The following is a 25474-nucleotide window of genomic DNA, read 5'->3' on the forward strand; positions in this document are numbered from 1 at the left end:
ATGGATGCAAAAAACCTGCAAACCTTGGAAAGGTTTGCAGGTTTTCTTGTCTTGCTGCTGTGGAGCAGAATTTAGAGAACCTTAACGAGTGCAGCTTCTGCTGTTAAAAATTGTTTCCGCCGACTCTATGGGTTTTTAAGATTTCAGGAAGATAGATTACGATTTTTTGCTTGTCAGACGGCCAAGTAAAAATGCACCTGCAACAGCTCCGATAGCTGCGTTGGTTTTCTTAGTAAAAACTTGTTTAACTACAAGGTTTAAGTTCTGCGGTCGTTCTGCAAGTCTGCGCATAAAGTAGCCGTACCAGTCTGTACCAAACGGAATGTAAGTACAGAAATTATAACCTTCTTTCGCAAGTTCCAGCTGCATTTCCTTGCGGAAGCCGTAAAGCATTTGGAATTCAAATTTCTCTTTAGGAATATCGTGATCAATGACAAATTGTTTTACATGATTAATGACATTATGGTCATGTGTAGCAATAGAGGTAAACTTGCCATTCAACAGATGATATTCAATCAGTTCAATAAAGTTCGCATCGATTTCTTCTTTGTTTTGGAAAGCAACAGTATCCAATTCTTTATAGGCGCCCTTCACGATGCGCAAGCGGTAATTGCTGTATTTTTTTATATCTTCATCCGCTCTGAAAAAGTATGATTGAATGACAGTGCCGATATTGTCATAGTCTTTCGATAATTCATCCAACAAATCGAAAGAAGGTTGTAGGCGTGCATAATTTTCCATATCAAAATTGATGAAAATGCCATATTTCGAGGCTTTCTCAACAATTTCTTTGATGTTTTCAAAACAGAAATCGTAATCGATATCTAATCCAAGCTGAGAAGGCTTTAATGAAATGTGAGCATCTACTTTATGTTTATGGATGGCTTCCACCACGCCTAAAATCTGCTTTTTCGCTGCCAGTGCTTCTGATTTTTCATGTACAAATTCACCCAGATTATCAATAGTGCAGCTAATGCCTTGAGCATTCAATTCTTTAATGCTCTCAATGGCCTCTTCGATATTGGTTCCCGCTACAACGCTATGAGCTCCTAGTTTGAAACCGTAGCTTTGTGCAGCCTTATTTAAAAGTTGGTTCTCCGAAAGATGCATAAAGAAGTTTTTAATGATCATTTTTTATTGCCCCAATCTTATCTGAATTTTGTAGCGGAACAAATTGTTAAAAAACAAAAAGAAAATTTAAAGTTTCAAAAATAAAATATACCGCAAAATAATTTTGCATTAATAATTATCTCTATCTATAATAATGCAAAAAAATAATGCATTTTGCAATCATTATTTTTTTGTAATTTGAACTCAATGAATTTTTTTAACAACTTATGCCTTAAAAGTGACAATCAGGAGGAGAATATCCGAAATATAACAACTTTGATAGAATAGAGTAAATGTCTACTAGAAATATATGTTATTACAGCAAGGAGGTAAGACCGTTGAAAACAGGCTATATTTTCGAATCCGAGCGATTGGGCTTTAGGCGCTGGAAAGAGGAGGACCGTGTACCGTTTGAAGTAATGACTGCAGATCCAGATGTCATGCGATTTTTCCCGAAGTTATTGAATAAAGAAGAAGCAAACCGATTGATCAGCCGCTTTGAAGCCCATATGGATAACAAAGGCTATACGATGTGGGCGGTGGAACGCAAAAAGGATGGCGTATTTATCGGATTTATCGGCCTATTGGAAATTACGATGGAAATAGAAGGTCAAGGGTCAGCTGAAATTGGCTGGCGACTGGACAAACAGTTCTGGAAACGAGGATATGCGGTTGAAGGGGCGTTGGCTTGTATAGCATATGCATTTGGCCCCTTGGCAATGAATCAAGTCTACTCATTTACTTCAACAATTAACCAAGCTTCCGAAACAGTCATGCAAAGGATTGGAATGACCAAAATAGGCGAGTTCGAGCATCCAAAGTTGGATGAGGTCAGTCCCTTAAAGAAGCATGTGCTTTATAAAATTAATAGGCAGGAAGAATTGGAAATTGATCATTTAGGAGATGGAATATGAAAAAGCAAGTACAGGAGACCTTTGATAAACTGGCAGGAGTCTATGAAAGGATGGGGGATGCAAATAATTTATACAATACCCAGTATGAGAGACCTGCCATGATGAAGCTTATAGCTTCTGATTTATCTGGGCTGCAGGTACTCGACGCAGGGTGTTCAGCTGGCTGGTATTCTCAGCAACTTGCCGATAAAGGAGCAAAAGTGACAAGCGTTGACATGAGTCCGGAAATGGTTAACATCACAAAAAAATTAGTGGGTGATCGAGCTGAAGTTCTCTGTCTCGATCTGGAAGAGCCTTTGCCGTTTGCAGCTAGCAGCTACGATATGATTGTCAGCTCATTGACATTGCACTATCTGAAAAACTGGAAAGTAACATTTTCAGAGTTCAGTAGGATATTGAAGCCTGGTGGGAGCTTCATTTTCTCGATTCATCATCCCTTAACAGATTTGCAATTGCTGAAGGATGTCTACTATTTTTCAACTGAATTGATTGTCGACGAATGGCATAAAGAAGGGAAAACCTATGAGGTTCCATTTTATAGAAGGCCATTAAGTGACATCTTCAATGCGCTGCTGCCCCATTTCGCCATTGAGGAAGTGGTGGAGCCGAAACCGACAAGCGTATTTAAAGAATTTGCACCTGATCAATACGAAAAACTGATCAAAATCCCAAACTTCCTGATTCTGAAAATAAGCAAAAAATGAACAGCACAAGCAAACCCCACTCGAAAAATCGAGTGGGGTTTGCTTGTTTTTATTCGTCTTTATTGCACATGCAGCGTTCACATTCGTAGATGATCGACTGGTGCTGCTCTTTGATTTCGCATCCGCACTCGCGGCATTCTTTCTTTGTGCGTGACTCATAATTTTTCGTCGTGTTCATAAGGATCTCCTCCAATAGTTTAGTTTTGTTTGAATGCCGTGGCGTGGGATAGATGCTGGTCATAAGACTGCAGTGTATTATTTGACTGTTGTAAATTGAGCTGTTTCAGTCGAGCCTTTCATCGCTGTCGTTGAGCTTGTTCCTCCAGAAACAATCTGCGAAATCTCATCAAAGTAGCTTGTGCCCACTTCGCGCTGGTGGCGCGTTGCTGTGTAGCCTTTTGATTCATTAGCGAATTCAGCTTGCTGCAGCTTCGAGTATGCCGCCATGCCGTTGTCTTTGTAATCGTGAGCAAGTTCGAACATGCTGTGGTTCAATGAGTGGAAGCCTGCCAAGGTAACGAACTGGAACTTGTAACCCATCTTGCCAAGCTCAACCTGGTATTTCGCGATGGTTTCTTCATCAAGTTTCGCTTTCCAGTTGAATGAAGGCGAACAGTTGTAGGCAAGCAATTTGCCTGGGAATTCTGTATGGATCGCATCAGCAAATTGCTTAGCTTCTTCCAGGTTCGGGTGAGAAGTTTCACACCATACAAGATCCGCGTAAGGTGCATATGCCAGGCCGCGTGCAATGGCTTGGTCGATGCCTGCGTTCGTGCGGTAGAAGCCTTCTGGTGTACGTTCGCCTGTGATGAAGGCGTGGTCGCGTGGATCGATGTCGCTAGTGATCAAATCAGCTGCATCTGCATCCGTACGGGCGATGATAATAGTCGGTACGCCAAGTACATCAGCTGCCAATCGAGCAGAAACCAGGTTTCTTATAGCATTTTGAGTTGGAAGCAACACTTTGCCGCCTAAATGTCCACATTTTTTCTCAGAAGCCAGTTGATCTTCAAAGTGGACGCCGGCAGCGCCTGCTTCGATCATCGCTTTCATCAATTCGTAGACGTTCAGCGGTCCGCCAAAGCCGGCTTCAGCATCTGCAACAATCGGTGCGAACCAGTCAAAGCCTTCTGTGCCTTCAACGCCGTCGATTTGATCAGCCCGTTGAAGCGCCTGGTTAATTTTCTTCACTACATCTGGAACGGAATTGACTGGGTATAAACTTTGGTCAGGGTACATCTGGCCTGCAGAGTTAGCATCTGCAGCTACTTGCCAGCCGCTCAGGTAAATTGCTTTTAATCCTGCTTTAACCTGTTGAACTGCCTGGTTGCCAGTCAATGCACCGAGTGCATTCACAAAATCTTCTTCATGAATCGAGCGAAACAAGCGTTCAGCGCCTTTTCTCGCCAATGTATGTTCAATTTGGATAGAACCGCGAAGCTTTACAACTTCCTCAGCTGTATACATTCGTTCAATGCCGTTCCAGCGTTCATCCTGCTCCCAACTCTTATTCAGTTCCTCGATTTGTTGAAGTTTGTTTGTGACCATGTCATCCATCCCTTTCTGATTGGAGAAATTAATGAACAAACTGTGTTAATACAGTTTGTTTTCTTGTTAATTAATATATAACAGAAAAAAGCTGCTGTCTTATAATTTGGATAAAAGCAAGTATTTCGAGATTAAAGCCGGTATTCACCGATAAAGTAGCAGATTTAATTGATAGTGAGTTATAGCGCAATTTTAAAAAGTCTCGTTGTTATCAAACACTAGAGAAGGGAGGAGTGTTAATTATGAAGTATGGGATCGAATCAAGAGCAATATGAAGTTTATGAGAAGGAAAGCATACTGTGCAAGGCAGACTTCTTATGGAAAAATACACAAAAAATAATAACAAATCAACTTAAATCTTCATGCTGTTGAAACTAAATAGCAGAATGAAGCCCATTATTATTTCAGTTCCTTCTATTAATAAAGAGATCTAAGCGTACTGACTCGCTATAGCCCATATAAGGCATAATTAACTTTAGTGCAGGCAACCTGTTTCATTCGCATCAACTAAACAAATATAAAAAAACAGCCGCGGCTATGAAAAGCCGTGGCTGCATATAAGAAAATATCGACACTTGGTAGAGACGCTTAGCGGTCCAATCCTTTTCCCATGCCTTTAAGGAAATTAAGACCGAATTTAATGGTGCGATTGATATCGGGATCCCTGAAGGCTTTTACCAGCTGAAGCACTCCAAGCTTTTTCCCATTATTGTTGTGTGCTTCTGCTTCCTTTAGTCCATTAACCACACTTGAAGCCAGTTTGCCGGTTGATGCCGGGTCAATCGCTGTCAATGCACCTGCAGCGCTCATCATATTGTTGATGAGATTGGTGACAGGTTCACGGGTCACTTGCCCCATCACTACTTCGGCAATGCCTTCTTTTGCCTTGACCATCGCAAGGACTGCATCAAGGACTCCGGCATCATCCAGATCACCAGTGATGGCCAATAGTTTATTGAGTGCCTGATCCTGTTCAGCAATAAGAGTTTCCAGTTCATAGAGCTTTTGCTGACGAATCTCTTCAGCGGTCCATTCTTTTTTCTTAATTTGCGTTATTGGACTTGCCATAGGACATCACCTTTCTATCGTTGATCTGTCAAATGCACATAGCCTTCACGTGCCCATTTGCGTTCCACTTCGATGCCGGACACCGGCGTACGTTTCTTGTCCCGCGGATTTGATTTCGGCAGCGGGCGTTTGACATGGTCTTTCAGCACTTCCATACGGACCTTGGTCTGCTTATAAGCAGGTGTATTCGTCCGCTTGTCAGCAGCCGGACCTGTCAGGAAATTGATGGCTGTTTCTTTTTTGGTTGAGTTCATTGGCAGGAATAGTTCATTGCCTTTTACTCTTCCGGTTACAATAACCGGCAGTTTTAACGCTCCGTAAGGGGAGACAAGGCGAACGGTCGAACCGTCTTCAAGCCCGCGTTCTTTTGCCAGCTGAGGAGACACTTCAACGAAAGTCTCAGGCAATTTGGAAATGATGCCTCTGGATTTATCTGTCATATTACCTTCATGGAAATGCTCCAGCAGTCGTCCGTTATTAATATGAAGATCGTATTCTTCAGGGAAGACTACAGGCTCTACCCAGTCAGATAAAGCAAATCGTGCTTTTTTATCCGGAAAATTAAAGCCGTCAACATAGAGTAGCGGTGTGCTTTCTCCTTCCAGACTGCCCCATAAGAAACTATTCCAGCCTTCCATTGATGCATAGTCTGCCTTGGCAAACAACGGAGACAAGCTTGCCATTTCAGCAAAAATCTCACTTGGATGGCTGTAAGTCCATCCTGCACCGAGACGGTTGGCGATTTCCTGAACAATCCACCAGTCAGCTTTTGACTCTCCGAGTTCTGGAAGTGCTTTATACAAACGCTGGACGCGGCGTTCAGTATTGGTGAAAGTACCGTCTTTTTCAAGCGATGGCGCTGCTGGAAGAATGACATCCGCATATTGTGCTGTGCGGGAGAAGAAAATATCCTGTACTACAAAAAAGTCGAGCTTTGATAGGACATCGTCCACGTGATTTGCGTTCGAATCCACTAAAGCCATGTCTTCACCAACGACATACATGGCTTTCATAATGCCTTCATCAACGGCTTGTAACATTTGGGTATTATCCATACCAGGCTTGTCATCGATTTTCACACCGTAAGCCTGTTCAAATTTTTGGCGGGCATTGTCATCAGTGACATGTTGGTAACCTGGCAGCCAACCCGGCAAAGAACCCATATCGCAAGCGCCTTGGACATTGTTATGTCCGCGGAGCGGGTATGCACCGGCGCCTGGACGACGGTAATTCCCAGTCGCCAGTAAAAGATTGGATATCGCGGCAGACGTATCTGAACCGCCGGTGTTCTGAGTAACACCCATGCCCCAAAGGATACAGGTACCATCCGCATCACGGATCATTTCAGCTGTGCGGATCAATGTCTCCTTGGCTACGCCACTGCGTTGTTCGGCATAGTCCAATGTGTATTGATCAAGCACTTCTTTGAAATCAGTAAAGTAATTGACGTTGTCGTCGATAAATTGCTGATCATGCCAGCCTTGATCAATCATGTATTTTGTTACAGCCATCAGCCAGACTTGGTCTGTGCCTTGTTTTGGTGTAATGAAGATATCCGAGCGTTCGGCCATTTCGTTTTTGCGCATATCTGCCACAATTAATTTTTGGCCGTGCAATTTATGGGCGCGTTTAACGCGAGTCGCCAACACCGGGTGGCCTTCAGCAGGATTGGCACCAACGATGATGACCAGTCCTGCACTTGCGATATCTTTGATGGTACCGGCATCTCCGCCCATGCCGACCGTACGGAAAAGACCGTCTGTCGCAGGTGACTGGCAATAGCGGGAGCAGTTGTCCACATTATTTGTTTCGAAAACTTGTCGGCTCAGCTTTTGAATAATGTAATTGTCTTCATTGGTGATTTTTGAAGAAGAAATAACGCCAATGGAATCTTTGCCATTCTGTTCTTTAATCGTTTTGAATTTCGAAGCGACTAAGTCAAGTGCTTCTTCCCAGCCGGCTTCAACGAATTCGCCATTTTTTCGGATCAAGGGAGTGGTGATGCGTTCTTCACTATTGACGAAATCCCAGCCGAACTTGCCTTTGACGCAGGTAGAAATAGCATTGGCAGGTGCTTCTGAAACCGGCTGAATTTTAAGGATTTCCCGGTCTTTTGTCCAAATTTCAAATGAACAGCCGACACCACAGAATGTACATACCGTTTTCGTCTTTTTAGTGCGTGTTTCACGCATCGTAGCTTCCGCATCCGATACGGCCATGATGCCACTGTAGCCTGGTTCGACATCTTTCACTAAATCGATCATTGGTTTAAGGATCTTTTCCGGAATGGCGGTCATAAAGCCAGCTTCTCCAAGCATGGATGTTTCCATCAAAGCATTGCACGGACAAGCTGTTACGCATTGGCCGCAGCTGACGCAAGAAGAATCGTTGATTTTCGCGCCGCCGTCCCATAAGACAATTGGACGGTCGCGAGACCAGTCCATCGTCAGGGTTTCATTCACTTGCAGATTCTGGCAGACTTCTACGCATTGTCCGCAGGCGATGCATTGGTTCGGGTCATAGCGGTAAAAGGGGTTGGTCAAATCGACTTCGTCGACCGAGCATTTTGGTTCGAACGGATATTTTTGATGCTCAATTTCCATCATGTCAACCGTATTGTGGACTTTGCAATTGCCGTTATTATTGTCGCAAACGGTACAGTACAGTAAATGATTTTCAAGAATCCGGTCCATGGCTTCGGTTTGTGCTTCTTTAGCACGCGTTGAAGCCAGCTGGACTTCCATGCCGGAAGCGGCGGGAGTCGAACAGGCGCGGACAAGCTGACCGTCAACTTCAACTATGCATGTGTCGCAGGTTTCGATTGGATCCACTTCGGGCATATAACAAATTTGTGGATGCAGAATTTTTTCTTCGTTAAGCACCTGCAGTATGGTTTTACCCTGTTCGAATTCAACAGAAGAGCCGTTAATCTTAATGGACATGCCAAAACCTCCTTATTTGAATGAAAAAAATCCACTATGAAAAACACACTTGACAAGTGCATCTGTTTCATAGTGGAATAGTGTCTTAACAGGACTTGTTAAATGACCAATCCATGCTTATGGGTTAAAGTGAAAGCGCTGCCGCACAGAAGTACGGCAAAACCAACGTATGCTATTATTATAAACAGTTGAAATGCGATGCACAACTAGAATATCAAATAGTCAAAAAATAATGAGTCGGAAAGAGGAGAAGACCAATGTCCAGACAAATCCATGAGTTTAATGACATCATTAGAAAGCTGCGGAAAAACCTGTTCGGCAAAGGTCCCGAGCGCATCCAGACCATCTTTGTCAACGACATGGCAATTTCGACTTTGTATGGAAACCTGAGTCCGTCAGAACAGTTTATCGCCAGAACACCCGAGGGCAGGGAAATGGTCCATGCTGCACGGACACGAATGATCCAAAGTGTTTACGCAACAGCAGCGCCTGCCGGGATGGAGGAATTGCTAGGAGCCAAATTTGTCCACCTGTTCTCAGACATTAAAGTCGAAGACGATATTGCCGTATCGGTTTTTCTGTTCGACCGGCCAATTGATCAAAAAGGATTTGGAGGGAGTGCAACAGATGCAGCAAGATAAAACGCGGAAGATCCTTCGCTACGAAAAAGGTGCATTTACCGAAAAAGAAGACCGTGTTGTCGTTGAACAGCCGGCTACTATCAACATAAACGGCAAAGAATTTATCACCATTGTATGTTCACCTGAACACATGGAAGAAATGGCGATCGGCTTCTTGGTTGCTGAACGAATCATTCCAAATTACCGGGATATCCAGGAGATTCGCTTGGATGAAAAAAGCGGAACGGTATACATCACTGCTGAGAAAGTCTACCCGTTTTTCGAGCAGCTGCAGAATAAGCGGTTTATCAGTTCCTGCTGCGGCATGAGCCGACAAGGCTTCATCTTTGCACATGACGCCATGATTGCTAAAAAGATGTCTCAAGTCCGTGTTACCTTGACGCCCGAAAATTGTTTCCAGCTTATGAACGATATGGCAAACTCAGCAGAAATGTTCAAACAGACCGGTGGGGTCCATAACGCTGCACTTTGTGATGCAGATGGCATCATCGTTGCGCGAATGGATATCGGCAGGCACAATGCTTTGGACAAAATATACGGGTATTGCCTGATGAACAATATCGATGTACGTAACAAGGTCATCGTCTTCAGTGGACGGATATCATCAGAAATTCTGCTGAAGGTAGCGAAGATTGGCTGTGAGATCGTTCTGTCTAAATCCGCTCCGACTGAACTGGCATTAACCTTGGCCGACGACTTAGGAATCACGGCAGTCGGCTTTATCCGAAATGGGTCATTTAATCTTTATACACATCCTGAACGCATCCTGAATGAGAAAAGCACCGTACAGACAGAAAAATAAAAAATGGTGACAAAAAAAGTTAAGGATGCTATGATTCTAATCGTCTTACTATTCGGTAAGTTTAACCGGTCAATTCCGAGCGGGTTACACCTAAACATTTGAACGGATTAAACTGGCCAGTTCCGCTTTTGAAGTCTCTAAATCCCTGCCTTTTTACTGGCGATCAAGTCAATTGCCAGAAAGAAAATTAATGATTCGGCTCTCTGAAATCATTTTATATATTATTAACAATTTATTCAGGAGGTTAGGGGAAAATGAAAAAGAAGCCGAAGAACAGATGGTTGATTGCTTTATCTGCTGTCGGGATACATATTTCGATTGGATCTGTTTATGCCTGGAGCAATTTTACGAATCCATTGATTGATCAGTTTGGATGGACCACAAGCCAAGTGCAACTGACATTCAGTATCGCTATCCTGTTTTTAGGATTGTCCGCAGCATTTTTTGGCAGTTTTGTAGAGAAGTACGGGCCCAGAAAAGCTGGGCTTGTAGCAGCATTTTTCTTTGGGTTCGGAATTATCGGGTCAGGGTTTGCTGTAAGCGCTTCCTCTTTGCCGATGCTCTATGTATTTTATGGAGCCCTCGGAGGAATTGGATTAGGCATCGGCTATATAGCACCTGTTTCAACTTTAGTGAAATGGTTTCCTGACCGCAGGGGGCTGGCTACTGGCCTTGCCATTATGGGCTTTGGTTTTGCGGCAGCCATCAGCAGTCCTATCATGGAAATACTGATCACATCAGTTGGAGTGGAACAGACTTTTTATATACTGGGTGCTGCCTACTTGATCATTATGGTGTTGTCTTCTCTTTATCTTGAAAAACCTGAAGAAGGTTGGGCACCTGCTGGTTTTGAAGAAAAAGTGAACAGCGGCAAGGCAGAAAGAAAGATCGATTTATCCCAGCTGACTGCCAATGAAGCGGTTAAAACTAAACGTTTTTATTATTTGTGGATCATGCTGTTTATTAACGTGACATGCGGAATCGCCATTTTGTCGGCCGCGAAACCGATGGCTATTGACAGCATTGGCATGACGACCATTCAAGCAGCAGCTTTGGTTGGTGTCCTTGGAATCTTCAACGGCCTTGGCCGTCTCGGATGGGCAGCGATTTCCGATTATATTGGACGTCCGAATACGTATACGGCTTTCTTCGTAATCCAGATTGCGTTATTTGCATTGCTGCCATTTACAACCAATGCGATATTCTTCCAGATTATGCTGGCCATCATCTACACTTGCTACGGGGGTGGATTTGCTTCGATTCCCGCATATATTGCGGATATATTCGGCACCAAACAGCTTGGCGCAATCCATGGCTACATCCTGACAGCTTGGGCGGCAGCAGGACTTGCCGGTCCGTTGTTCGCAGCATTCATGAAAGATAAGACAGGCAGTTATGAAAGCAGCCTGCTGTTTTTCGCGGCACTTTTCGTTGTGGCGTTGGTAATTTCACTGGTCATCCGTCTCGATATCCGTCGGATCCGTGCTAAGAATGAAGAAGCTCAAGTACTGCCAAGAACCGAAGTCGTCAGCGATTAATGTCTAATTATTGAACGACGATGGTTGCATACGACAATCATTTAAAGCCGAAAGAATACGGACGCTTAAACAACCTTGAAATCATACTTTTCAAGGTTGTTTTTATTTTTTTTAATAAAGGCAGGTTTGACAGCATAAGAGGCATTGTATAAGTTTAATACGAGCAGGGCTATTCTTAAAGATCATAAAGATACATAATGAATTTCAAAATCAATTTAAATAAAAAGACATATGAATTTGAGGGAGCTGAAGATTAATGGTCGAGAAACGCAATCCGATTCCTGTTTCAGGGGCGATTCAACGGGTATTGAAGCATGCTTTGCCGCTGGGTGCTGAGAAAGTGGAATTGGAAGAAAGCTACGGCCGCATCCTTGCTGAACCGATTGTCGCTCGAAACGATGTGCCGCCGTTCAACCGGTCTCCTTATGATGGCTACGCCATCCGTTCTCAAGATTCTGAAGGAGCATCAGGCGACAACCGAATCGACTTTACAGTAATCGACCATATCGGGGCGGGTGAAGTGTCGGCTAAAAAATTGAAGGCTCAGGAAGCAATCCGCCTCATGACCGGTGCCCAGTTGCCAGAAGGCGCAGATGCAGTAGTGATGTTTGAACAGACGATCGAAACAAAGGATGGCATCACGATTCGCAAGCCGTTCGAAACTTGGGAAAATGTTTCCATGCAGGGTGAAGACGTCCAAAAAAATGAAGTGGTTATTGACAGCGGGAACTTAATTAATCCTGGAACGATTGCACTGCTTGCGACATTCGGCTATTCCCAGGTATCGGTGGCGAAGCAGCCGGTTATCGGAATTCTTTCTACTGGTACGGAATTGCTCGCAGTTAGCGACAAACTAGTACCAGGAAAGATACGAAACAGCAATGGGCCGATGATTGTAGCTCAGCTGAAACGGATGGGTTTGCGATGCAAAATGTACGGCATGTCAATTGACAAATTGGACGAAAGTTATGAAGTAGTCAAAAAAGCGGCGGCTGAAACCGATTGCCTGATTACGACGGGAGGAGTTTCCGTCGGTGATTTTGATTTCCTGCCGGCAATTTATGAGCGGTTAAACGCTGAAGTATTGTTCAACAAAGTGGCCATGCGCCCAGGGAGTGTAACGACGGTTGCAGTGGCAAATGGACGATATTTATTCGGCTTATCCGGTAATCCCTCTGCCTGCTTTACTGGATTTGAGTTATTCGTCCGTCCGGCTTTGCTGAAGATGATGGGAGCAGGGAAACTCTATTTGCCCCAAACACAAGCGAAGCTGGGAGAAGATTTTTCTAAAGCTAATCCTTTTACCCGTTTTATCCGTGCATCTTATGATGGCGAGACGGTGACGCCGGCTGGCTTCAATAAGTCGAATGCTGTATCATCTATCGCACGAGGCAATGCATTGATTGTTCTGCCGGGCGGTACTCGCGGTTTTCAATCGAGTGATGTTGTGGATGTCCTGCTTCTTGGCGTGGAAGAGGGTTCTGACAAATGGCAGCTGTAAAAGTACTGCAAGTGGTCGGCTTCAAAAACAGCGGCAAGACCACTTTGACGTTACACTTGCTGAAACAGGCGAAAAATATTGGGAAAACGATTTCGACCATCAAGCATCACGGCCATGGCGGGGCACTTGAGATGCCGGCTGCAGGAACCGACAGCACCCGGCTATTCGAAGAAGGAGCGGAGTGCTCGGTCGCTTATGGCGGTGGGGTCATTCAAATGCATCAACGAAAAGCAGAAGCGTCATTGAGTGAACTAGTGGCACTTGCTTCTCTCGCAAATCCCGATTTGGTGTTAATTGAGGGCTTTAAAGATGCCGACTATGAGAAAATTGTATTGCTGCGGTCACCGGAAGATTGGGTAGAACTTCAAAAGCTTACACATATCAAGTTAGTAATTACAGTGGATAAGATGGCACTGGACAATATGCCGATTATTCTGCAGAATGACAGTAAGCAATTGCACGCTTGGTTTAACAACTGGATGGATGGTGGAAGAAATGAAGGCATTTGAAATAGTGACAGAGGCAATCAACCCTCAAGTTTATGCGGATTATGTGCTGCGACCTGAAGCAGGCGCTGTAACTTTGTTTACAGGACATGTCCGAGAATGGACAAAAGGCGTGCGGACATTGCATTTATCCTATGAGGCATATATACCAATGGCTGAGAAAAAGCTGACACAGATCGGCGAAGAAATCGAACAGCGTTGGGAAGGAACAAAAGTGGCAATCGCCCATCGTATCGGAGAACTGCAGATCAGTGACATCGCGGTCGTTATTGCGGTTTCTTCACCGCACCGGAAAACAGCCTACGAAGCAAACGAGTATGCTATAGAACGAATCAAAGAAATTGTGCCGATCTGGAAAAAGGAAATATGGGAAGACGGCGAAGAATGGATCGGCGATCAGAAGAAAAAACCGGAAGGGGGATTGACATGATCAGCTTGCGTTATTTTGCAGGACTCCGGGAACAAACGGGTGTTTCAGAAGAACAAGTCGATATGGCTGGACAAACTGTGGAAGATCTATGGCAATGGGCGACCGAAAAATACCCAGATTTTTTGTCAGGGGCGGCACGCGTCGCTGTTAATGAAGAGTACGCGCTGCCGACAGATATTTTGGAGACCGGAGACGTTGTCGCTTTTATTCCACCAGTCAGCGGAGGATGAGCTATACAGTAGGCATCCTGCTCGCAGGCGGCTTATCGCGTCGTTACGGTTCGCCAAAAGCGTTTGCCATAGCGGAAAACGAGTTTTTTTACGAACGCGCATATAACGCACTGGAACGTATTTGTGACCAGGTCGTCATTGTTTCCAGACCCGAACTGCTGGCACGTTTTCCATCTGAATATGATGTCATTACCGACCTTGACTGGATTGCAGGACAAGGCCCATTGGCCGGTATCCTTTCAGGTATGACGGCAAGGCCAGCGGATAAATACTTCGTATTGCCTTGTGATATGCCGTTTGTTAAAGCTGCGGAAACTGATAGGCTTATGTCGTTAGTAGAAGACTCATCGGACATTACAGCTGTTCATAACGACAACGAGAACATTCCTTTGTTCAGCGTCTGGAACAGCCGTGTTAAAGACCGGCTGGAGCAGGAGCTTTCAGGCAGGCAACACCGTGTGATGAAATTCATGGAGAAAGTGGATACTGTTTGGATTGAATCATCAGAAATTCATCAGGATCCGCTAGTTTTCCGAAATTTAAATGAACCGGAAGACTAAGAGAGGGGTGGCATCATGGCCATACAACCAGTACAGGACCAATATCAACGTCCAATACGGGATTTGCGGATTTCAGTCACCGACCGCTGTAACTTCCGTTGTTCATATTGTATGCCAAAGGAAGTTTTCGGTGATGATTATGTATTTTTGCCGAAACAGGAATTACTGTCATTTGAAGAGATCCATCGTTTGACCAAAGTTTTTGCGGCGATGGGCGTTAAGAAAATCCGGTTGACTGGCGGAGAACCGCTTATGCGTAGAGGACTGCCTGAACTAGTCAAAAAGATCCTTTCAGTTGAAGGTATAGAAGACATTGGTTTGACGACCAATGGCCTGCTTCTTGGAAATCACGCTCAAGCACTTTACGATGCAGGGCTGCGACGCTTGAACATCAGCCTGGATGCATTAGATGCTGAGTTATTCGGCAAGCTTAATGGCAGAGGTGTCGATCCATCGCATATTTTAAAACAGATTGATTTTGCCAAGCAAATTGGTTTTGAAATCAAAGTGAATATGGTCGTACAAAAAGATGTCAATGAACATGAAATTCTTCCAATGACAGCTTATTTCAAAGAAAAAGGCATCACTTTGCGCTTTATCGAGTTTATGGATGTCGGCAATGACAATGGCTGGAGCTTTAAAAAAGTGGTAACCAAAAAGCAGATTCTTGAAAAACTGCAAACAGTTTATAAATTGGAGCCAGTGGATAAGGACTACTACGGTGAAGTGGCGAAGCGATATCGTTTTGAAGAAGGGAATGCCCAAGTCGGTTTTATTACGTCAGTCTCGGAGTCTTTTTGTTCTTCTTGTACACGTGCCCGACTTTCTTCAGACGGAAAATTTTATACATGCCTATTTGCAACGGGACATTTTGATATCCGTGAACTGATTCGGAACGGCCTGACCGATGAGGAATTGCTTGAGAGAATTTCCGCCGTTTGGGAGCGCCGCGACGACCGTTACTCGGATGAACGGACTGAATTAACAGCAAAAAACCGCAATAAAATTGGCATGTCGTATATTGGTGGATGATTGAGTGGCTGAACAATAGAAAAGGCGTTTCCTGTGAATACAGGAAACGCCTTTAGCTATTTTTTATAGGGAATTCATATTTGCTGTACACAGAAAAATGTCGCTGTCTTAGCTAGTGGTTTATTATCTTTCTTCAACCGGCACGTAAGTCTGCATGCCCGGTCCAATGTAATCCGCACGCGGACGGATCAAGCGGTTGTCTGCGTACTGCTCGAGGATATGCGCCAGCCAGCCCGATGTGCGGGATACCGCAAAAATCGGCGTGAACAAGTCATGCTCAATGTTCAGGCTGTGGTATACAGATGCGGAATAGAAATCCACGTTCGGCGGCAGGTTTTTCTGGCCTGTGACGATTTCGTCGATCTTCACCGACATCTCGTACCATTTTTCTTCACCGCGGATCTTCGTCAATTTCTGGGACATGTCGCGCAAATGCTTCGCACGCGGGTCGCCCTTGCGGTAGACGCGGTGGCCGAAGCCCATGATTTTTTCTTTGTTCGCCAATTTTTCTGTGATGACTTTTTCCACGTTGTCGACTGAGCCGATTTCCGTTAGCATCTTCATCACTTGTTCGTTGGCGCCGCCGTGAAGCGGGCCTTTCAAAGCGCCGATGGCTGCCGTAACACCGGAATAGACGTCAGACAAAGTTGCCACTGCCACACGAGCTGTGAACGTCGAAGCGTTCAATTCGTGGTCGGCGTGAAGCACCAAAGCTTTGTTGAACGCTTCCTCTTCGATCGCTTCCGGCAGTTCGCCAGACAGCATGTACAGGAAGTTGGCCGCGAAGCTCAGGTCGGTTTTCGGGGCAACCGGCTCCTGGCCGTTGCGGATGCGGCCGAAGGCCGTCACCAGCGTCGAAATCTTCGCTTGGATTTTGATGGCTTTGTTGTAATTCGCTTCCGGGTTCATCACTTCTGCTTCTTCATCGAACAAGCCGAGCATGGAAACCGCTGTGCGGAGTGCCGCCATCGGGTGGACATTCTTGATGTCGTATGTTTTGAAATGATCCAATACGGCCTGTGGAACAGCCATGTTGTCAGCCAGCTGCTGCTTCAGTTCTGCCAGCTCGTCCGCTTTCGGCAAGCGCTGGTGCCACAGCAGGTAAATCACTTCTTCGAAGCTTGCGTTTACGGCCAAGTCATCAATATCATAGCCAACGTATGTAAGTGTGTCATCAATGATCGAGCTGATGGCGGATTGGGTTGCTACTACGCCTTCTAAACCTTTAGTTGTTGTCAATTGAATCTCTCCTTTTCATCTATTCAAGCAGTGTCTGAGTTGTTTTCTGGTAGAGATGAAATTTGTATGAATACTCAGTAAAGCGTTTACATTTGTTTGCAAATGTAAATCCAAGAAAGGTCAACACGTCAGCTTGGAATAATTGTGACTATTTTGTGCTATTTATTTACTTTAACTTAAATTTTTAAGAATTTTAGATAAAATGACTGCGATTGCATTTTTTGTGATTAAAGCAGCAAATTCGATAGTTAAAAGAGAGGATTTCAATAAAGAGAGCAGTATTTAATAGCATTGACAGATTAAGTTAAGAGTTTTTGTTATTCTGTTATAATATATAAAAAATATTATAAATTTTTCCATGGCAATCACTCTTACAGCCACGTGGGTTGGACTGCTGTAACACCATAACTTTATTTTTAAATTTTCAAAAAAGTATTTGTTTTATTTTAAATATACATGTATTCTCTGAAGAATCACTTCTGACAGAAAGAAGTGGATATTCACGTAAAGGGAGGATATTCGATGGGCACAACAAAAAATAGATGGCTAATCGCTTTAGCAGCAATTGCCATCCAGTTATCGATCGGGGCAGCTTATGCCTATAGTGTTTATACGACGCCAATCAGCAGTGAAATGGGGTGGGCGCCTAAAGAAATTACCTACGCATTCACGATCATGATGGCACTCGGTGGTATTTCCGCTGCATTCTTCGGTGGATTTGTCGAGAAGAATGGACCTCGAAAGTCAGCAATCGTCGCAGCGTTCCTGTTCGGTTTTGGACAAGCTGGTGCCGGTTTTGCTATCCAGATCGACTCACTGATCTTATTTTTACTTACATACGGTTTCTTGAGCGGACTCGGACTTGGGGTAGGCTATATTGCGCCAATTTCTACTCTAGTTAAATGGTTTCCGGACCGCAGAGGACTTGCTACGGGGATGGCGGTCATGGGCTTTGGTGCAGGTGCATTGATTACCGCACCAGTTGCAGCTAACCTGATCGGTTCATACGGTGTTAGCACAACCTTTTACATTCTCGGCATCAGCTACTTTATCTTGATCTTGTTGGGGGCGTCTTACATTGCACCACCACCAAAAGATTGGATGCCAAAAGGAATGCAGCAAGCCATCGACTCAGGCAAAAAAGTGATGAAAAAAGATTTGGCGCAGTTGACTGCTAAAGAAGCTGTGAAAACTCGCCGTTTCTGGATGGTTTGGTCTATGATGCTGATTAACGTCAGTGCCGGCATTATGATCATTTCTGTGGCATCACCGATGTCACAGGAAATGATGGGACTTTCTGCCGCTGGCGCTGCCACATTGGTCGGCATCATGGGAGTATTCAATGGCGGAGGCAGACTCGGATGGGCTGCACTTTCTGATTACATCGGACGTCCGACGGTCTTCACAATTTTCTTTGTACTGGAGATAATTGCATTCACCATGTTGCCGAACATCGGCAATGTCTTGATATTCCAAGCGATGATTTTAATCATTGTCAGCTGCTACGGGGGAGGATTCTCCAATCTTCCAGCATTTATCGGCGATCTATTTGGAACGAAACAACTAGGTGCAATTCATGGCTATTTGTTGACCACTTGGTCACTTGGAGGCATCATTGGACCGGCTATCGTTTCACAGATCCGAGAACGGACAAATAGTTATGAACCAGTATTTTATGTCTTTATTGTTCTCGCTTCCATCGCTTTTATCATTTCGCTGTTGATCCGCTGGGACATCAAACGAGTTGAAGGACAACAGAGTACACAAAAGACGACGACTGCTTCAACCGGGCTGAATCTCCAAGAAGGCAATAACTAATACTTTCGATGCTTTTCACTTCTCTGCAGAACATTCAGGTAATATAGATCTATATTACTTTTATGCAGATGAAAAGAGAGTCTGAAGTCATAGTAATATTTTGATTGTTTTAAGTAAGTAAAATAGATTATAAAAAAGTCGTCTCCATAACCTTTCAGGTTTGCGGAAACGACTTTTTTATATTGAAAAGCTTTAGAAAACTCTGTTTAACCCAGTCATCATAGGTATTTTTAAAATTCTCGATTTATAATGTGATCCAGAAATTCTCTTCTTTGCGTAAAAAATTTGCATACGTGAACGGATTTTTTACAAATCAACAGATCATTTTTTCATTGCAAAAATCAGATGTCTGCCACTGTTTCTGTCCTGACGATAAGAGAAGCCATCAGGGCTTGAATACGTGCATGTACGATCGATGGAGATCTGTTTTGTTGGAACTCCAGCCAGCTCGCATTGCTTTTTTACTATTGCTTGATTATCGATGTGGTATTTGGTTGTTCGCTCATTGAAATACATGAATTCTGTGGCATAGCCAAGAGCATCAAATTTTAAAAAGACATCTTCATCGACTTCAAAACGCTGTTGACTAATGGCAGCGCCGATCTGGATTTCCAAATCTGACGGGTTGCATTGTTCTGCCTCAATCAAGTGATGCAGTAATTTAGCTGTAATTTCTTTGATGGTGCCTTGCCAGCCGGAATGGACAACTCCGATAAGACCTGTGTGTGTGTCGTGGAGAATGACCGGCGCACAATCTGCGGCAAAACTGCAAAGAACCAATCCAGCGTCATAGGTATACAAAGCATCCGTGTCGCTGAAGGCATCATTTGTATCAGAGGCACCACGACCTCTATCTTCCAAGGAGACTTTCTTGAAGTTTGCGCTATGCGTCTGTTGTGTACAAACAAAATCTGGGAGTCGAACCTCTAAAAAGCCCGCCAATTTTTCCCGATTTGCTAGAACCAATTGTGAATTCTCACAGGCATGCAAGGCCATATTATTAAGTTCGGGTTCAGCAACATCTTTTAAGGTCATACCTGATATCAACTGAGTATTGTTTACATATAATTTTGTTTTCATTTTAATCACCTTCTTTAAATATAAAGCAAGATAAAATAGTTGTACAGGGAGGATATGGTGTGCAGTCCATACTTAGACAATAAAAAAAGACAGTCCCGCAGCTGCATGAATCACAGCGGAGGTCTGTCTTTGGTGAGTGTTCTTATACTATTGTAGCGGGTTTAGCAAGAGCGTCATCGACAGAAACAAACTCATAGCCAAGGTCTTTTGCGACTGCTTCATAAGTTACGCTGCCGTTTGCTGTGTTGACACCAAGCTTCAATGCCGGGTTTTCATCAACTGCTTTTTGGACGCCTTTATTGGCCATTTGAAGTGCATAGCCGACAGTGACATTCGTCAACGCAATTGTTGATGTGCGCGGAACAGCTCCAGGCATATTGGCAACTGCGTAATGAACCACATCATGTTTTACATATGTTGGCTCGTCATGGGTGCTGATGCGGTCTGCTGTTTCAAAAATGCCGCCTTGATCGATAGCGATATCGACGATAACAGATCCAGGGTTCATCGATTGAACCATTTCCTCTGTCACTAATTTAGGTGCTTTTGACCCTGGAATCAACACTGCTCCAATAACCAAATCCGATTCTTTCACTGCTTGTGCAATATTGAAAGGATTAGAGATCAATGTTGTCACATCTGTTCCGAAAATATCATCCAGTTGGCGCAGGCGTTCCGGGCTCAAATCGATAACTGTCACTTGTGCCCCGAGACCAATGGCCATTTTTGCAGCATTGGTTCCTGCCACACCACCGCCAATGATCGTTACTTTTCCACGTTGCACACCTGGTACACCAGATAGCAGGATTCCTTTGCCGCCATAAACTTTTTCAAGGAATTGAGCGCCAACTTGAGCCGCCATTCTTCCAGCTACTTCACTCATTGGCGTCAACAAAGGAAGAGTACGGTTAACCGATACCGTTTCATAGGCTACTGCAGTTACTTTGTGATCCACTAATGCTTGTGTCAGTGATGGTTCAGCTGCAAGATGTAAATAAGTGAACAACAATAGGTCTTCACGGAAGTATTGGTATTCAGAAGAAACAGGTTCTTTTACTTTCATCACCATTTCAGCAGCCCACGCTTCTTGAGCTGTAGCGACCATTTTCGCACCTGTAGCAGTGTAATCTTCATCCGTAAAGCTGCTTCCAAGACCAGCACCTGTTTCGATGATGACTTGATGACCAGCCCTTACAAAAGCATCCACGCCAGCAGGAGTGATTGCTACTCTGTTTTCATTGTTTTTGATTTCTTTTGGAATTCCAATAATCATTTTTTCTTCCCCCTCTAAAACGTGTGGTGTATATATCCATAAGTATAGCGGGAAGCCCATCGTTCTTCATTGTATGAAATAAAGAAAGAAAGCGGTTTCTTTTGTGAAATTTCACAAAAACCTATTCCTCATCCATTTTTCGAGCTTTCAAATCAAGGAAAATACCGATCTTTTCGTGAACATTGTTTAAGCGGATGCCGCCAATTTCCGATATGCGCTTTATTCGGTAATGAAGCGTGTTGGTGTGCACAAAGAGCTTTTTAGCGGCATCGTTCATATTGCTGTCCTGTTGGATGAAGACTTCAAGTGTTTTCAGTAAGTTTGAATTGTGGGATTGGTCATATTTCTCAAGCTTTCCGATGGCGGGATGTTCATAATGCCTGATCCGCTGTTCTTTTTGGATGAGATCCAAATAGCGGTAGGCTCCCAGATGCCGGAAATGACAAACATTTTTCAGCTCTTCAGGAAAACGTTCTTTCATCTTCAGCACTTTCAATGCTTCCTGATAGCTAGTCTTTGCGTTGTCAAACGCCTGATAACTGGTTCCAGCGCTTCCTTTAATGTCTAGTATTGAAAAACGGTTAGCCATTTCAGATATAAAAAATGAGATGAAGTCGTCAAAGGCTTTGTCATCAGCTTGTGAAGAGTGAGGAGAAGCAATGAGTATCAATTCCTCTTCCATGACTACTAAAAAATGATTAGTAATTTTTTGGCTGGTCGTAATCAAATAAGAAATTTGTTCTTCCATTTTTCGTGTAATCTCCTGCTTAAAGTGGAACACTAAAACAGTAAAGCTGTCTGGCAGCTTTAAATTCAAATCATGAAATTTAGATTGGATTTCTGACAGAGTTTTGCTTTGGCCGGTCAATAGCTGCCAAAGAAAATCCTGATAGTTTTCTTCTTTTCGTTTCCTGTTTTGATGAAGTTTTGACATCAAAGGCGTAGCAGCAATGGCTGCATCCTTCAACAGTTCTAATTGTGCATCATCCAGTTTTTTCGGGCCTTCAACAACCCAAATATAACCTAGAATTTCATTGTTTTTCCGTATAGCGATAGCTACTCGGTCGCGAAGTCCAATGTCTTCGATATGAGGGATGCGTAAAGCGGAATCCGACTGCATCAAATTAGGAATAGCACCCACTTTCCAAAGGCGATTGATGACCTTCTCAGGAACCCGTTGGGAAATGATTGTGCCGATTCGAGCGGAATCAGTATCATCTTCATGGGAGCTGTAGGCATGCAAACGGTGATTGTTGTCTTCGATTGTAGCCGGACACATCAAATTTTCTTGGATGCTGTCGACCAATTCTTTCAGGTCGAAAAAAGATTTTTTAAATGGGTTTTTATGTGGCATGTCGTACATGAAGCAACTCCTTTAGCGGTGCTTTTTTAAAATCCGCTTTCATTAATACTTATACTTCAGTATAACCAAAATAGGCGGCTTACTCTAGAGCTTCAGGGAAGCTCAGCAAGATTTGATAGGGGAAAAAAGGGAAGTAAAGTCTTTACAAGCAACATATCAGGGTTTATGGTTATGGAAAAAAGAAGTATTTGAAACTACTCTATAAATTAGACTGTAAAAAAACATTCATCATCCTAATGGAAGCTCATAAAAAGTTAGCATTTGATCTAACTGAGAGTTTAGTGGAAATTGTTTCAGTGCTAAAAAAGGGGGGGTATTATGCCGATAGAAATTATCCGAAATGATATTACTAAAGTGGAAGTGGATGCACTTGTCAATGCAGCAAATTCCCAATTACAAATGGGTGGAGGAGTGTGTGGAGCGATTTTTCGTGCAGCCGGTGCGGAAGATCTGCAAGAAGCATGCGATGAATTAGGATTTTGTCCTATTGGGGAAGCGGTATTCACCGATAGCTTCCGTCTGCCTTCAAAATACATCATTCACACAGTTGGCCCGATTTGGCGGGGAGGCAGCCATGGAGAGGAGAATCTACTGCGTTCATGCTACCGGAATTCGTTGGAAGTGGCAAAGTCGCTTGACTGTGCTTCAGTTGCGTTTCCGTTAATTTCTGCAGGTATTTACGGTTATCCGAAAGACCGTGCACTGGAAGTGGCGGTTGCCGAGATAGAAGCCTTTTTGAAAGAAAATGAAATGCAAGTGTATATGGTGCTGTTCGGCAATTGAACGTCGCGCCTACCTTCAGCAAAAGTAGATCAAAAATAAAATAAGCCGCATTTTAGTGTTGGAAATGCGGCTTATTTTTGATGTTTTTTTATTTTGGTGTTGATGCGAGTGAATAGGTATTTGTCAAAGGAATATTGTATTTTACGTCTGCAGCGGTTCCTAGTGGACAGGAGTTCAAACGAAAATGGTCGATGGCATCTCCAATGACTTGTGCATGTTTTTGCAGCTGCAATTGATCAAATGAGATGTAATCAATGGACAATAGGGAGTCAGAAACCTTTATCAACCGGATAGCCTGTTCATCTAACACTGCAGCAAGCTGAAGAAACGTCCAGTTTTCGCGTGCTGCGATCGAGTTGAAGTGATTATGGCCATTAATGTATAAACCTACGCCTTGCTTTTTAGAAAGAATCTCCCAAATCGGAATGTCTGGATGGATGCAGCGTTTGTCCTTTGTAGAATTCTTGGTAGTTCCGTAGATCGGGTGATGCCCAAAAACAAGTAAAGGACGATTTTCGGTTTTTTTGATGACCGCCGACAGCCAATTTTGCTGTACTTCGTCCAAAGTCCCGCCCCAATTGGCAAAATTCTGTTCTTGTGCAGTATCCAAAAACGCCAATTCAGCAAACTCTGTTGAAACATGATGAAAACCTTGTTGTCCAGTAATGGCAAGCACTTCTTTGCGTGTCATCCCGTATACATCATGGTTGCCAAGAACATGCTTAAATGGCTTACCGTGCTTTTCGATTATGGAATAGACATCTGCCAATTCGTCCTGTGTTCCAAAGTTGGTCAAATCCCCAATCGATACGTAAAGGTCTGCAGGAATAGAGAAAAAATTTTCTAGAAAAATCTCATAAAAAAGCTGTCTGTCTTTTTTGATAAACGAATAGGATTCTTTTAACGTCGGATAATGCAAATCACCAATTACTGCAATTTTCATCAGATCCTCTGCCCCTTTCATGTTTTTCTAACTCCAGTATCTCAAAAGATTGTTAAGCTGCTTTTGAGGGGGCGTAAAGAATTAAAACATTTAGCAGATGAGGGCATTACTTCGTTTTCAAGACACCGCTATCAACCAAATTATTCAAAGCACCTATGTTTTTAAAACGGAAATATCCGCTCAACCGGTTCAAGTCTTTTTGTGTCCACTCTGCGTACTCCGAATTAAGCTCATAGTTCTGCTCCAATTTCAGCATTAAGGTTTTGGCAAATTCAATTTGCTTTGTAGTTAAGGGCTTTTCTTCAACTTTCGCTTTGTTGGCTGTAAGCTGCTTTGTCACTGCAGAAGGGGAGTTGATGGTTTTATGGATTTCTTCGGTGTAGAATCCTTTTTTTATCCATGCCAGGTCATCTCTCGTAAGGTTGAACCATTCACCTTCCAAGCGTTTATCGGAAAAATGGTGATGGAAGGCAAGTTCAGTCTGATGATGATCGGCTGTTTTAATGAGGAAAATAAGTTTGTTTTCAAAAGGGAGTTTTACATTGAAAACATTCATTCGTCTGTCGATGTGTTTGGTTTTACCAATTTTAAATGATCCGGTCATGTATTCTTGGACAAAATAAACATAGCCCGGAGCTTTTCCGGTCATTACAGGGAGTTGGATGATTCGATCAAGCTCCTGCTGGTTCGATTCAAAAAGATAAATTTTATCTATGTCTATTTTAGAAGTTAAGGCTTGTTTGGCAGAAGGTTCTTGAGTTTTAGTGAATTTATTTAGAAATTTTTTGAACATGATCCATGCCTCCTCGTGAGGATTGTAATATATTAGTTGGATATTTATATTATAGTATAAGCAAAGGCGTTTTAGAGGATAGAAGTTCAAAAAATGTAAAATTATTTACTAACAAGGATGATATTGGAAGGGAAGAAGGGATAATCAATGAAAGTGAAGATGAGCAAGGCGCAGTTACAAACAACAGATGAAATTTGGAATGCGGTTATTGAAGTTATAAGTGAAGATGGACCTTTAGCTGTAGACCCGATTTGGAGTGAAGCCTGTATGGCTTTTCACTATTATTCTGAAATGGAAAGTGGGGGACATGAGAGTTTGCTTAATGGATCTCAAGAATACATAGAACAACAAGGATTTCCACTTTTTTTGGAACAGCTAATCCATACTCTTCAGAAAATCGGTGCTGCAGATTATGCAGAAATCGAGAAAAAATACGGCAATAAGATCGGTCATTTATTTTTGGCTATGGGTAGGGTGGAAGAAGATGAAAAAGCTTTTTATGAAATCATTGAAAAAGCGGATCAAGAATATTATCTCTTAGATGGGGATATTTAAACGATAATGGAACATTATTTTGTAGCGATCCATGAACAATTGATCGAAGTAATCGACCTCTAAATAAGATCGCATCTCCAATAGGAACAGATCTCTTTACT

The 25474-nt window shown here is 43.3% G+C and carries 25 protein-coding genes; 14 read left to right on the top strand and 11 right to left on the bottom strand.

Translation table 11 applies throughout. The features are described from left to right. Positions 1–156 precede the first annotated feature (156 nt). Positions 157–1131 (bottom strand): proline dehydrogenase family protein, encoded by a 975-nt coding sequence (locus tag FQV26_RS08595; RefSeq protein WP_146557074.1) that lies wholly within the window; start codon positions 1129–1131, stop codon positions 157–159. Between the two features lie 317 nt (positions 1132–1448). On the opposite strand from FQV26_RS08595, the gene FQV26_RS08600 reads away from it, so the two are divergent. Together FQV26_RS08600 and FQV26_RS08605 are read left to right on the top strand one after the other, a co-directional pair. After that, positions 1449–2024, top strand: a complete 576-nt coding sequence (locus FQV26_RS08600) for a GNAT family N-acetyltransferase (RefSeq protein WP_261384288.1) — start codon at positions 1449–1451, stop codon at positions 2022–2024. Continuing rightward, complete coding sequence (locus tag FQV26_RS08605; protein WP_146557076.1) at positions 2021–2728, top strand: class I SAM-dependent methyltransferase; 708 nt, start codon at positions 2021–2023, stop codon at positions 2726–2728. The genes FQV26_RS08600 and FQV26_RS08605 overlap by 4 nt, the downstream gene beginning before the upstream one ends. A gap of 49 nt (positions 2729–2777) precedes the next feature. Here FQV26_RS08605 and FQV26_RS18930 read toward each other — a convergent pair whose 3' ends face one another. From FQV26_RS18930 to fdhF, 4 genes are all read right to left on the bottom strand, one after another. Beyond that, positions 2778–2906 carry a YhfH family protein gene (locus FQV26_RS18930; RefSeq protein ID WP_222433895.1) on the bottom strand — a complete coding sequence of 43 codons (129 nt, stop codon included), beginning with the start codon at positions 2904–2906 and terminating at the stop codon, positions 2778–2780. A gap of 77 nt (positions 2907–2983) precedes the next feature. Further along, on the bottom strand, positions 2984–4276 hold the full coding sequence (gene aceA / locus FQV26_RS08610; RefSeq protein ID WP_146557077.1) for an isocitrate lyase: 1293 nt from the start codon (positions 4274–4276) through the stop codon (positions 2984–2986). 588 nt (positions 4277–4864) lie between these two features. Next, positions 4865–5344, bottom strand: coding sequence for a helical membrane plugin domain-containing protein (locus tag FQV26_RS08615; protein ID WP_146557078.1), 480 nt, complete (start codon positions 5342–5344; stop codon positions 4865–4867). A gap of 14 nt (positions 5345–5358) precedes the next feature. After that, complete coding sequence (fdhF, locus tag FQV26_RS08620; protein ID WP_146557079.1) at positions 5359–8286, bottom strand: formate dehydrogenase subunit alpha; 2928 nt, start codon at positions 8284–8286, stop codon at positions 5359–5361. A gap of 257 nt (positions 8287–8543) precedes the next feature. Here fdhF and FQV26_RS08625 point away from each other — a divergent pair, with 257 nt between their 5' ends. The 9 genes from FQV26_RS08625 to moaA all read left to right on the top strand — a co-directional run bounded on the left by FQV26_RS08625 (position 8544) and on the right by moaA (position 15526). Next, positions 8544–8927 carry a Na-translocating system protein MpsC family protein gene (locus FQV26_RS08625; RefSeq protein WP_146557080.1) on the top strand — a complete coding sequence of 128 codons (384 nt, stop codon included), beginning with the start codon at positions 8544–8546 and terminating at the stop codon, positions 8925–8927. Further along, positions 8914–9729 (top strand): formate dehydrogenase accessory sulfurtransferase FdhD, encoded by an 816-nt coding sequence (gene fdhD, locus FQV26_RS08630; protein ID WP_397430748.1) that lies wholly within the window; start codon positions 8914–8916, stop codon positions 9727–9729. Before FQV26_RS08625 ends, fdhD begins: the two co-directional genes overlap by 14 nt. A 254-nt stretch (positions 9730–9983) precedes the next feature. Beyond that, positions 9984–11267, top strand: a complete 1284-nt coding sequence (locus tag FQV26_RS08635; RefSeq protein ID WP_146557082.1) for an L-lactate MFS transporter — start codon at positions 9984–9986, stop codon at positions 11265–11267. A 256-nt stretch (positions 11268–11523) separates the two neighbouring features. Next, on the top strand, positions 11524–12768 hold the full coding sequence (locus tag FQV26_RS08640; protein WP_146557083.1) for a molybdopterin molybdotransferase MoeA: 1245 nt from the start codon (positions 11524–11526) through the stop codon (positions 12766–12768). Further along, entirely contained in the window at positions 12756–13277 is a 522-nt protein-coding gene (mobB, locus tag FQV26_RS08645) for a molybdopterin-guanine dinucleotide biosynthesis protein B (protein WP_146557084.1), read from the top strand. Before FQV26_RS08640 ends, mobB begins: the two co-directional genes overlap by 13 nt. Beyond that, the gene (locus tag FQV26_RS08650; RefSeq protein WP_146557085.1) at positions 13264–13704 is read left to right on the top strand and encodes a molybdenum cofactor biosynthesis protein MoaE; all 441 of its coding nucleotides are present in this window, start codon (positions 13264–13266) and stop codon (positions 13702–13704) included. The genes mobB and FQV26_RS08650 overlap by 14 nt, the downstream gene beginning before the upstream one ends. Continuing rightward, positions 13701–13934 (top strand): molybdopterin converting factor subunit 1, encoded by a 234-nt coding sequence (moaD, locus tag FQV26_RS08655; protein WP_146557086.1) that lies wholly within the window; start codon positions 13701–13703, stop codon positions 13932–13934. The genes FQV26_RS08650 and moaD overlap by 4 nt, the downstream gene beginning before the upstream one ends. Continuing rightward, on the top strand, positions 13931–14494 hold the full coding sequence (mobA, locus tag FQV26_RS08660) for a molybdenum cofactor guanylyltransferase (protein WP_146557087.1): 564 nt from the start codon (positions 13931–13933) through the stop codon (positions 14492–14494). The genes moaD and mobA overlap by 4 nt, the downstream gene beginning before the upstream one ends. Before the next feature lie 15 nt (positions 14495–14509). Continuing rightward, positions 14510–15526: a GTP 3',8-cyclase MoaA gene (moaA, locus tag FQV26_RS08665; protein WP_146557088.1), complete on the top strand. Its 1017-nt coding sequence runs from the start codon at positions 14510–14512 to the stop codon at positions 15524–15526. A 123-nt stretch (positions 15527–15649) separates the two neighbouring features. Here moaA and citZ read toward each other — a convergent pair whose 3' ends face one another. After that, positions 15650–16765 (bottom strand): citrate synthase, encoded by a 1116-nt coding sequence (gene citZ, locus FQV26_RS08670; protein ID WP_146557089.1) that lies wholly within the window; start codon positions 16763–16765, stop codon positions 15650–15652. A 522-nt stretch (positions 16766–17287) separates the two neighbouring features. On the opposite strand from citZ, the gene FQV26_RS08675 reads away from it, so the two are divergent. Continuing rightward, positions 17288–18583 carry an L-lactate MFS transporter gene (locus FQV26_RS08675; protein ID WP_146557090.1) on the top strand — a complete coding sequence of 432 codons (1296 nt, stop codon included), beginning with the start codon at positions 17288–17290 and terminating at the stop codon, positions 18581–18583. A gap of 321 nt (positions 18584–18904) precedes the next feature. Here the strand turns inward: FQV26_RS08675 and FQV26_RS08680 are convergent, their stop codons facing one another. The 3 genes from FQV26_RS08680 to FQV26_RS08690 all read right to left on the bottom strand — a co-directional run bounded on the left by FQV26_RS08680 (position 18905) and on the right by FQV26_RS08690 (position 22299). Continuing rightward, positions 18905–19663, bottom strand: a complete 759-nt coding sequence (locus FQV26_RS08680; RefSeq protein ID WP_146557091.1) for a purine nucleoside phosphorylase YfiH/LACC1 family protein — start codon at positions 19661–19663, stop codon at positions 18905–18907. Positions 19664–19805: 142 nt separating this feature from the next. Then, the gene (ald, locus tag FQV26_RS08685) at positions 19806–20936 is read right to left on the bottom strand and encodes an alanine dehydrogenase (protein WP_146557092.1); all 1131 of its coding nucleotides are present in this window, start codon (positions 20934–20936) and stop codon (positions 19806–19808) included. Positions 20937–21057: 121 nt separating this feature from the next. Continuing rightward, on the bottom strand, positions 21058–22299 hold the full coding sequence (locus FQV26_RS08690) for a PucR family transcriptional regulator (protein ID WP_146557093.1): 1242 nt from the start codon (positions 22297–22299) through the stop codon (positions 21058–21060). Between the two features lie 318 nt (positions 22300–22617). Between FQV26_RS08690 and FQV26_RS08695 the strand changes: the two genes are divergently transcribed. Continuing rightward, complete coding sequence (locus tag FQV26_RS08695) at positions 22618–23082, top strand: macro domain-containing protein (protein ID WP_146557094.1); 465 nt, start codon at positions 22618–22620, stop codon at positions 23080–23082. An 88-nt stretch (positions 23083–23170) separates the two neighbouring features. Here the strand turns inward: FQV26_RS08695 and FQV26_RS08700 are convergent, their stop codons facing one another. Both FQV26_RS08700 and FQV26_RS08705 read right to left on the bottom strand, forming a co-directional pair. Continuing rightward, entirely contained in the window at positions 23171–24046 is an 876-nt protein-coding gene (locus FQV26_RS08700) for a metallophosphoesterase family protein (RefSeq protein WP_146557095.1), read from the bottom strand. Between the two features lie 85 nt (positions 24047–24131). After that, complete coding sequence (locus tag FQV26_RS08705; protein ID WP_146557096.1) at positions 24132–24818, bottom strand: GIY-YIG nuclease family protein; 687 nt, start codon at positions 24816–24818, stop codon at positions 24132–24134. A 147-nt stretch (positions 24819–24965) separates the two neighbouring features. On the opposite strand from FQV26_RS08705, the gene FQV26_RS08710 reads away from it, so the two are divergent. After that, entirely contained in the window at positions 24966–25373 is a 408-nt protein-coding gene (locus FQV26_RS08710; RefSeq protein ID WP_146557097.1) for a hypothetical protein, read from the top strand. Positions 25374–25474 lie beyond the last annotated feature (101 nt).

This window comes from Planococcus sp. CPCC 101016 (assembly GCF_007859295.1).
Taxonomy (GTDB): Bacteria; Bacillota; Bacilli; order Bacillales_A; family Planococcaceae; genus Planococcus.

What these genes read in the sequence shown, in the direction of transcription:
- FQV26_RS08595 (WP_146557074.1), bottom strand. Translation starts at nt 1,131, where the DNA reads ATGATCATTAAAAACTTCTTTATGCATCTTTCGGAGAACCAACTTTTA.
- FQV26_RS08605 (WP_146557076.1), top strand. Translation starts at nt 2,021, where the DNA reads ATGAAAAAGCAAGTACAGGAGACCTTTGATAAACTGGCAGGAGTCTAT.
- FQV26_RS18930 (WP_222433895.1), bottom strand. Translation starts at nt 2,906, where the DNA reads ATGAACACGACGAAAAATTATGAGTCACGCACAAAGAAAGAATGCCGC.
- aceA (WP_146557077.1), bottom strand. Translation starts at nt 4,276, where the DNA reads ATGGTCACAAACAAACTTCAACAAATCGAGGAACTGAATAAGAGTTGG.
- FQV26_RS08615 (WP_146557078.1), bottom strand. Translation starts at nt 5,344, where the DNA reads ATGGCAAGTCCAATAACGCAAATTAAGAAAAAAGAATGGACCGCTGAA.
- fdhF (WP_146557079.1), bottom strand. Translation starts at nt 8,286, where the DNA reads ATGTCCATTAAGATTAACGGCTCTTCTGTTGAATTCGAACAGGGTAAA.
- FQV26_RS08625 (WP_146557080.1), top strand. Translation starts at nt 8,544, where the DNA reads ATGTCCAGACAAATCCATGAGTTTAATGACATCATTAGAAAGCTGCGG.
- fdhD (WP_397430748.1), top strand. Translation starts at nt 8,914, where the DNA reads ATGCAGCAAGATAAAACGCGGAAGATCCTTCGCTACGAAAAAGGTGCA.
- FQV26_RS08635 (WP_146557082.1), top strand. Translation starts at nt 9,984, where the DNA reads ATGAAAAAGAAGCCGAAGAACAGATGGTTGATTGCTTTATCTGCTGTC.
- FQV26_RS08640 (WP_146557083.1), top strand. Translation starts at nt 11,524, where the DNA reads ATGGTCGAGAAACGCAATCCGATTCCTGTTTCAGGGGCGATTCAACGG.
- mobB (WP_146557084.1), top strand. Translation starts at nt 12,756, where the DNA reads ATGGCAGCTGTAAAAGTACTGCAAGTGGTCGGCTTCAAAAACAGCGGC.
- FQV26_RS08650 (WP_146557085.1), top strand. Translation starts at nt 13,264, where the DNA reads ATGAAGGCATTTGAAATAGTGACAGAGGCAATCAACCCTCAAGTTTAT.
- moaD (WP_146557086.1), top strand. Translation starts at nt 13,701, where the DNA reads ATGATCAGCTTGCGTTATTTTGCAGGACTCCGGGAACAAACGGGTGTT.
- mobA (WP_146557087.1), top strand. Translation starts at nt 13,931, where the DNA reads ATGAGCTATACAGTAGGCATCCTGCTCGCAGGCGGCTTATCGCGTCGT.
- moaA (WP_146557088.1), top strand. Translation starts at nt 14,510, where the DNA reads ATGGCCATACAACCAGTACAGGACCAATATCAACGTCCAATACGGGAT.
- FQV26_RS08675 (WP_146557090.1), top strand. Translation starts at nt 17,288, where the DNA reads ATGGGCACAACAAAAAATAGATGGCTAATCGCTTTAGCAGCAATTGCC.
- FQV26_RS08680 (WP_146557091.1), bottom strand. Translation starts at nt 19,663, where the DNA reads ATGAAAACAAAATTATATGTAAACAATACTCAGTTGATATCAGGTATG.
- ald (WP_146557092.1), bottom strand. Translation starts at nt 20,936, where the DNA reads ATGATTATTGGAATTCCAAAAGAAATCAAAAACAATGAAAACAGAGTA.
- FQV26_RS08690 (WP_146557093.1), bottom strand. Translation starts at nt 22,299, where the DNA reads ATGTACGACATGCCACATAAAAACCCATTTAAAAAATCTTTTTTCGAC.
- FQV26_RS08695 (WP_146557094.1), top strand. Translation starts at nt 22,618, where the DNA reads ATGCCGATAGAAATTATCCGAAATGATATTACTAAAGTGGAAGTGGAT.
- FQV26_RS08700 (WP_146557095.1), bottom strand. Translation starts at nt 24,046, where the DNA reads ATGAAAGGGGCAGAGGATCTGATGAAAATTGCAGTAATTGGTGATTTG.
- FQV26_RS08705 (WP_146557096.1), bottom strand. Translation starts at nt 24,818, where the DNA reads ATGTTCAAAAAATTTCTAAATAAATTCACTAAAACTCAAGAACCTTCT.
- FQV26_RS08710 (WP_146557097.1), top strand. Translation starts at nt 24,966, where the DNA reads ATGAAAGTGAAGATGAGCAAGGCGCAGTTACAAACAACAGATGAAATT.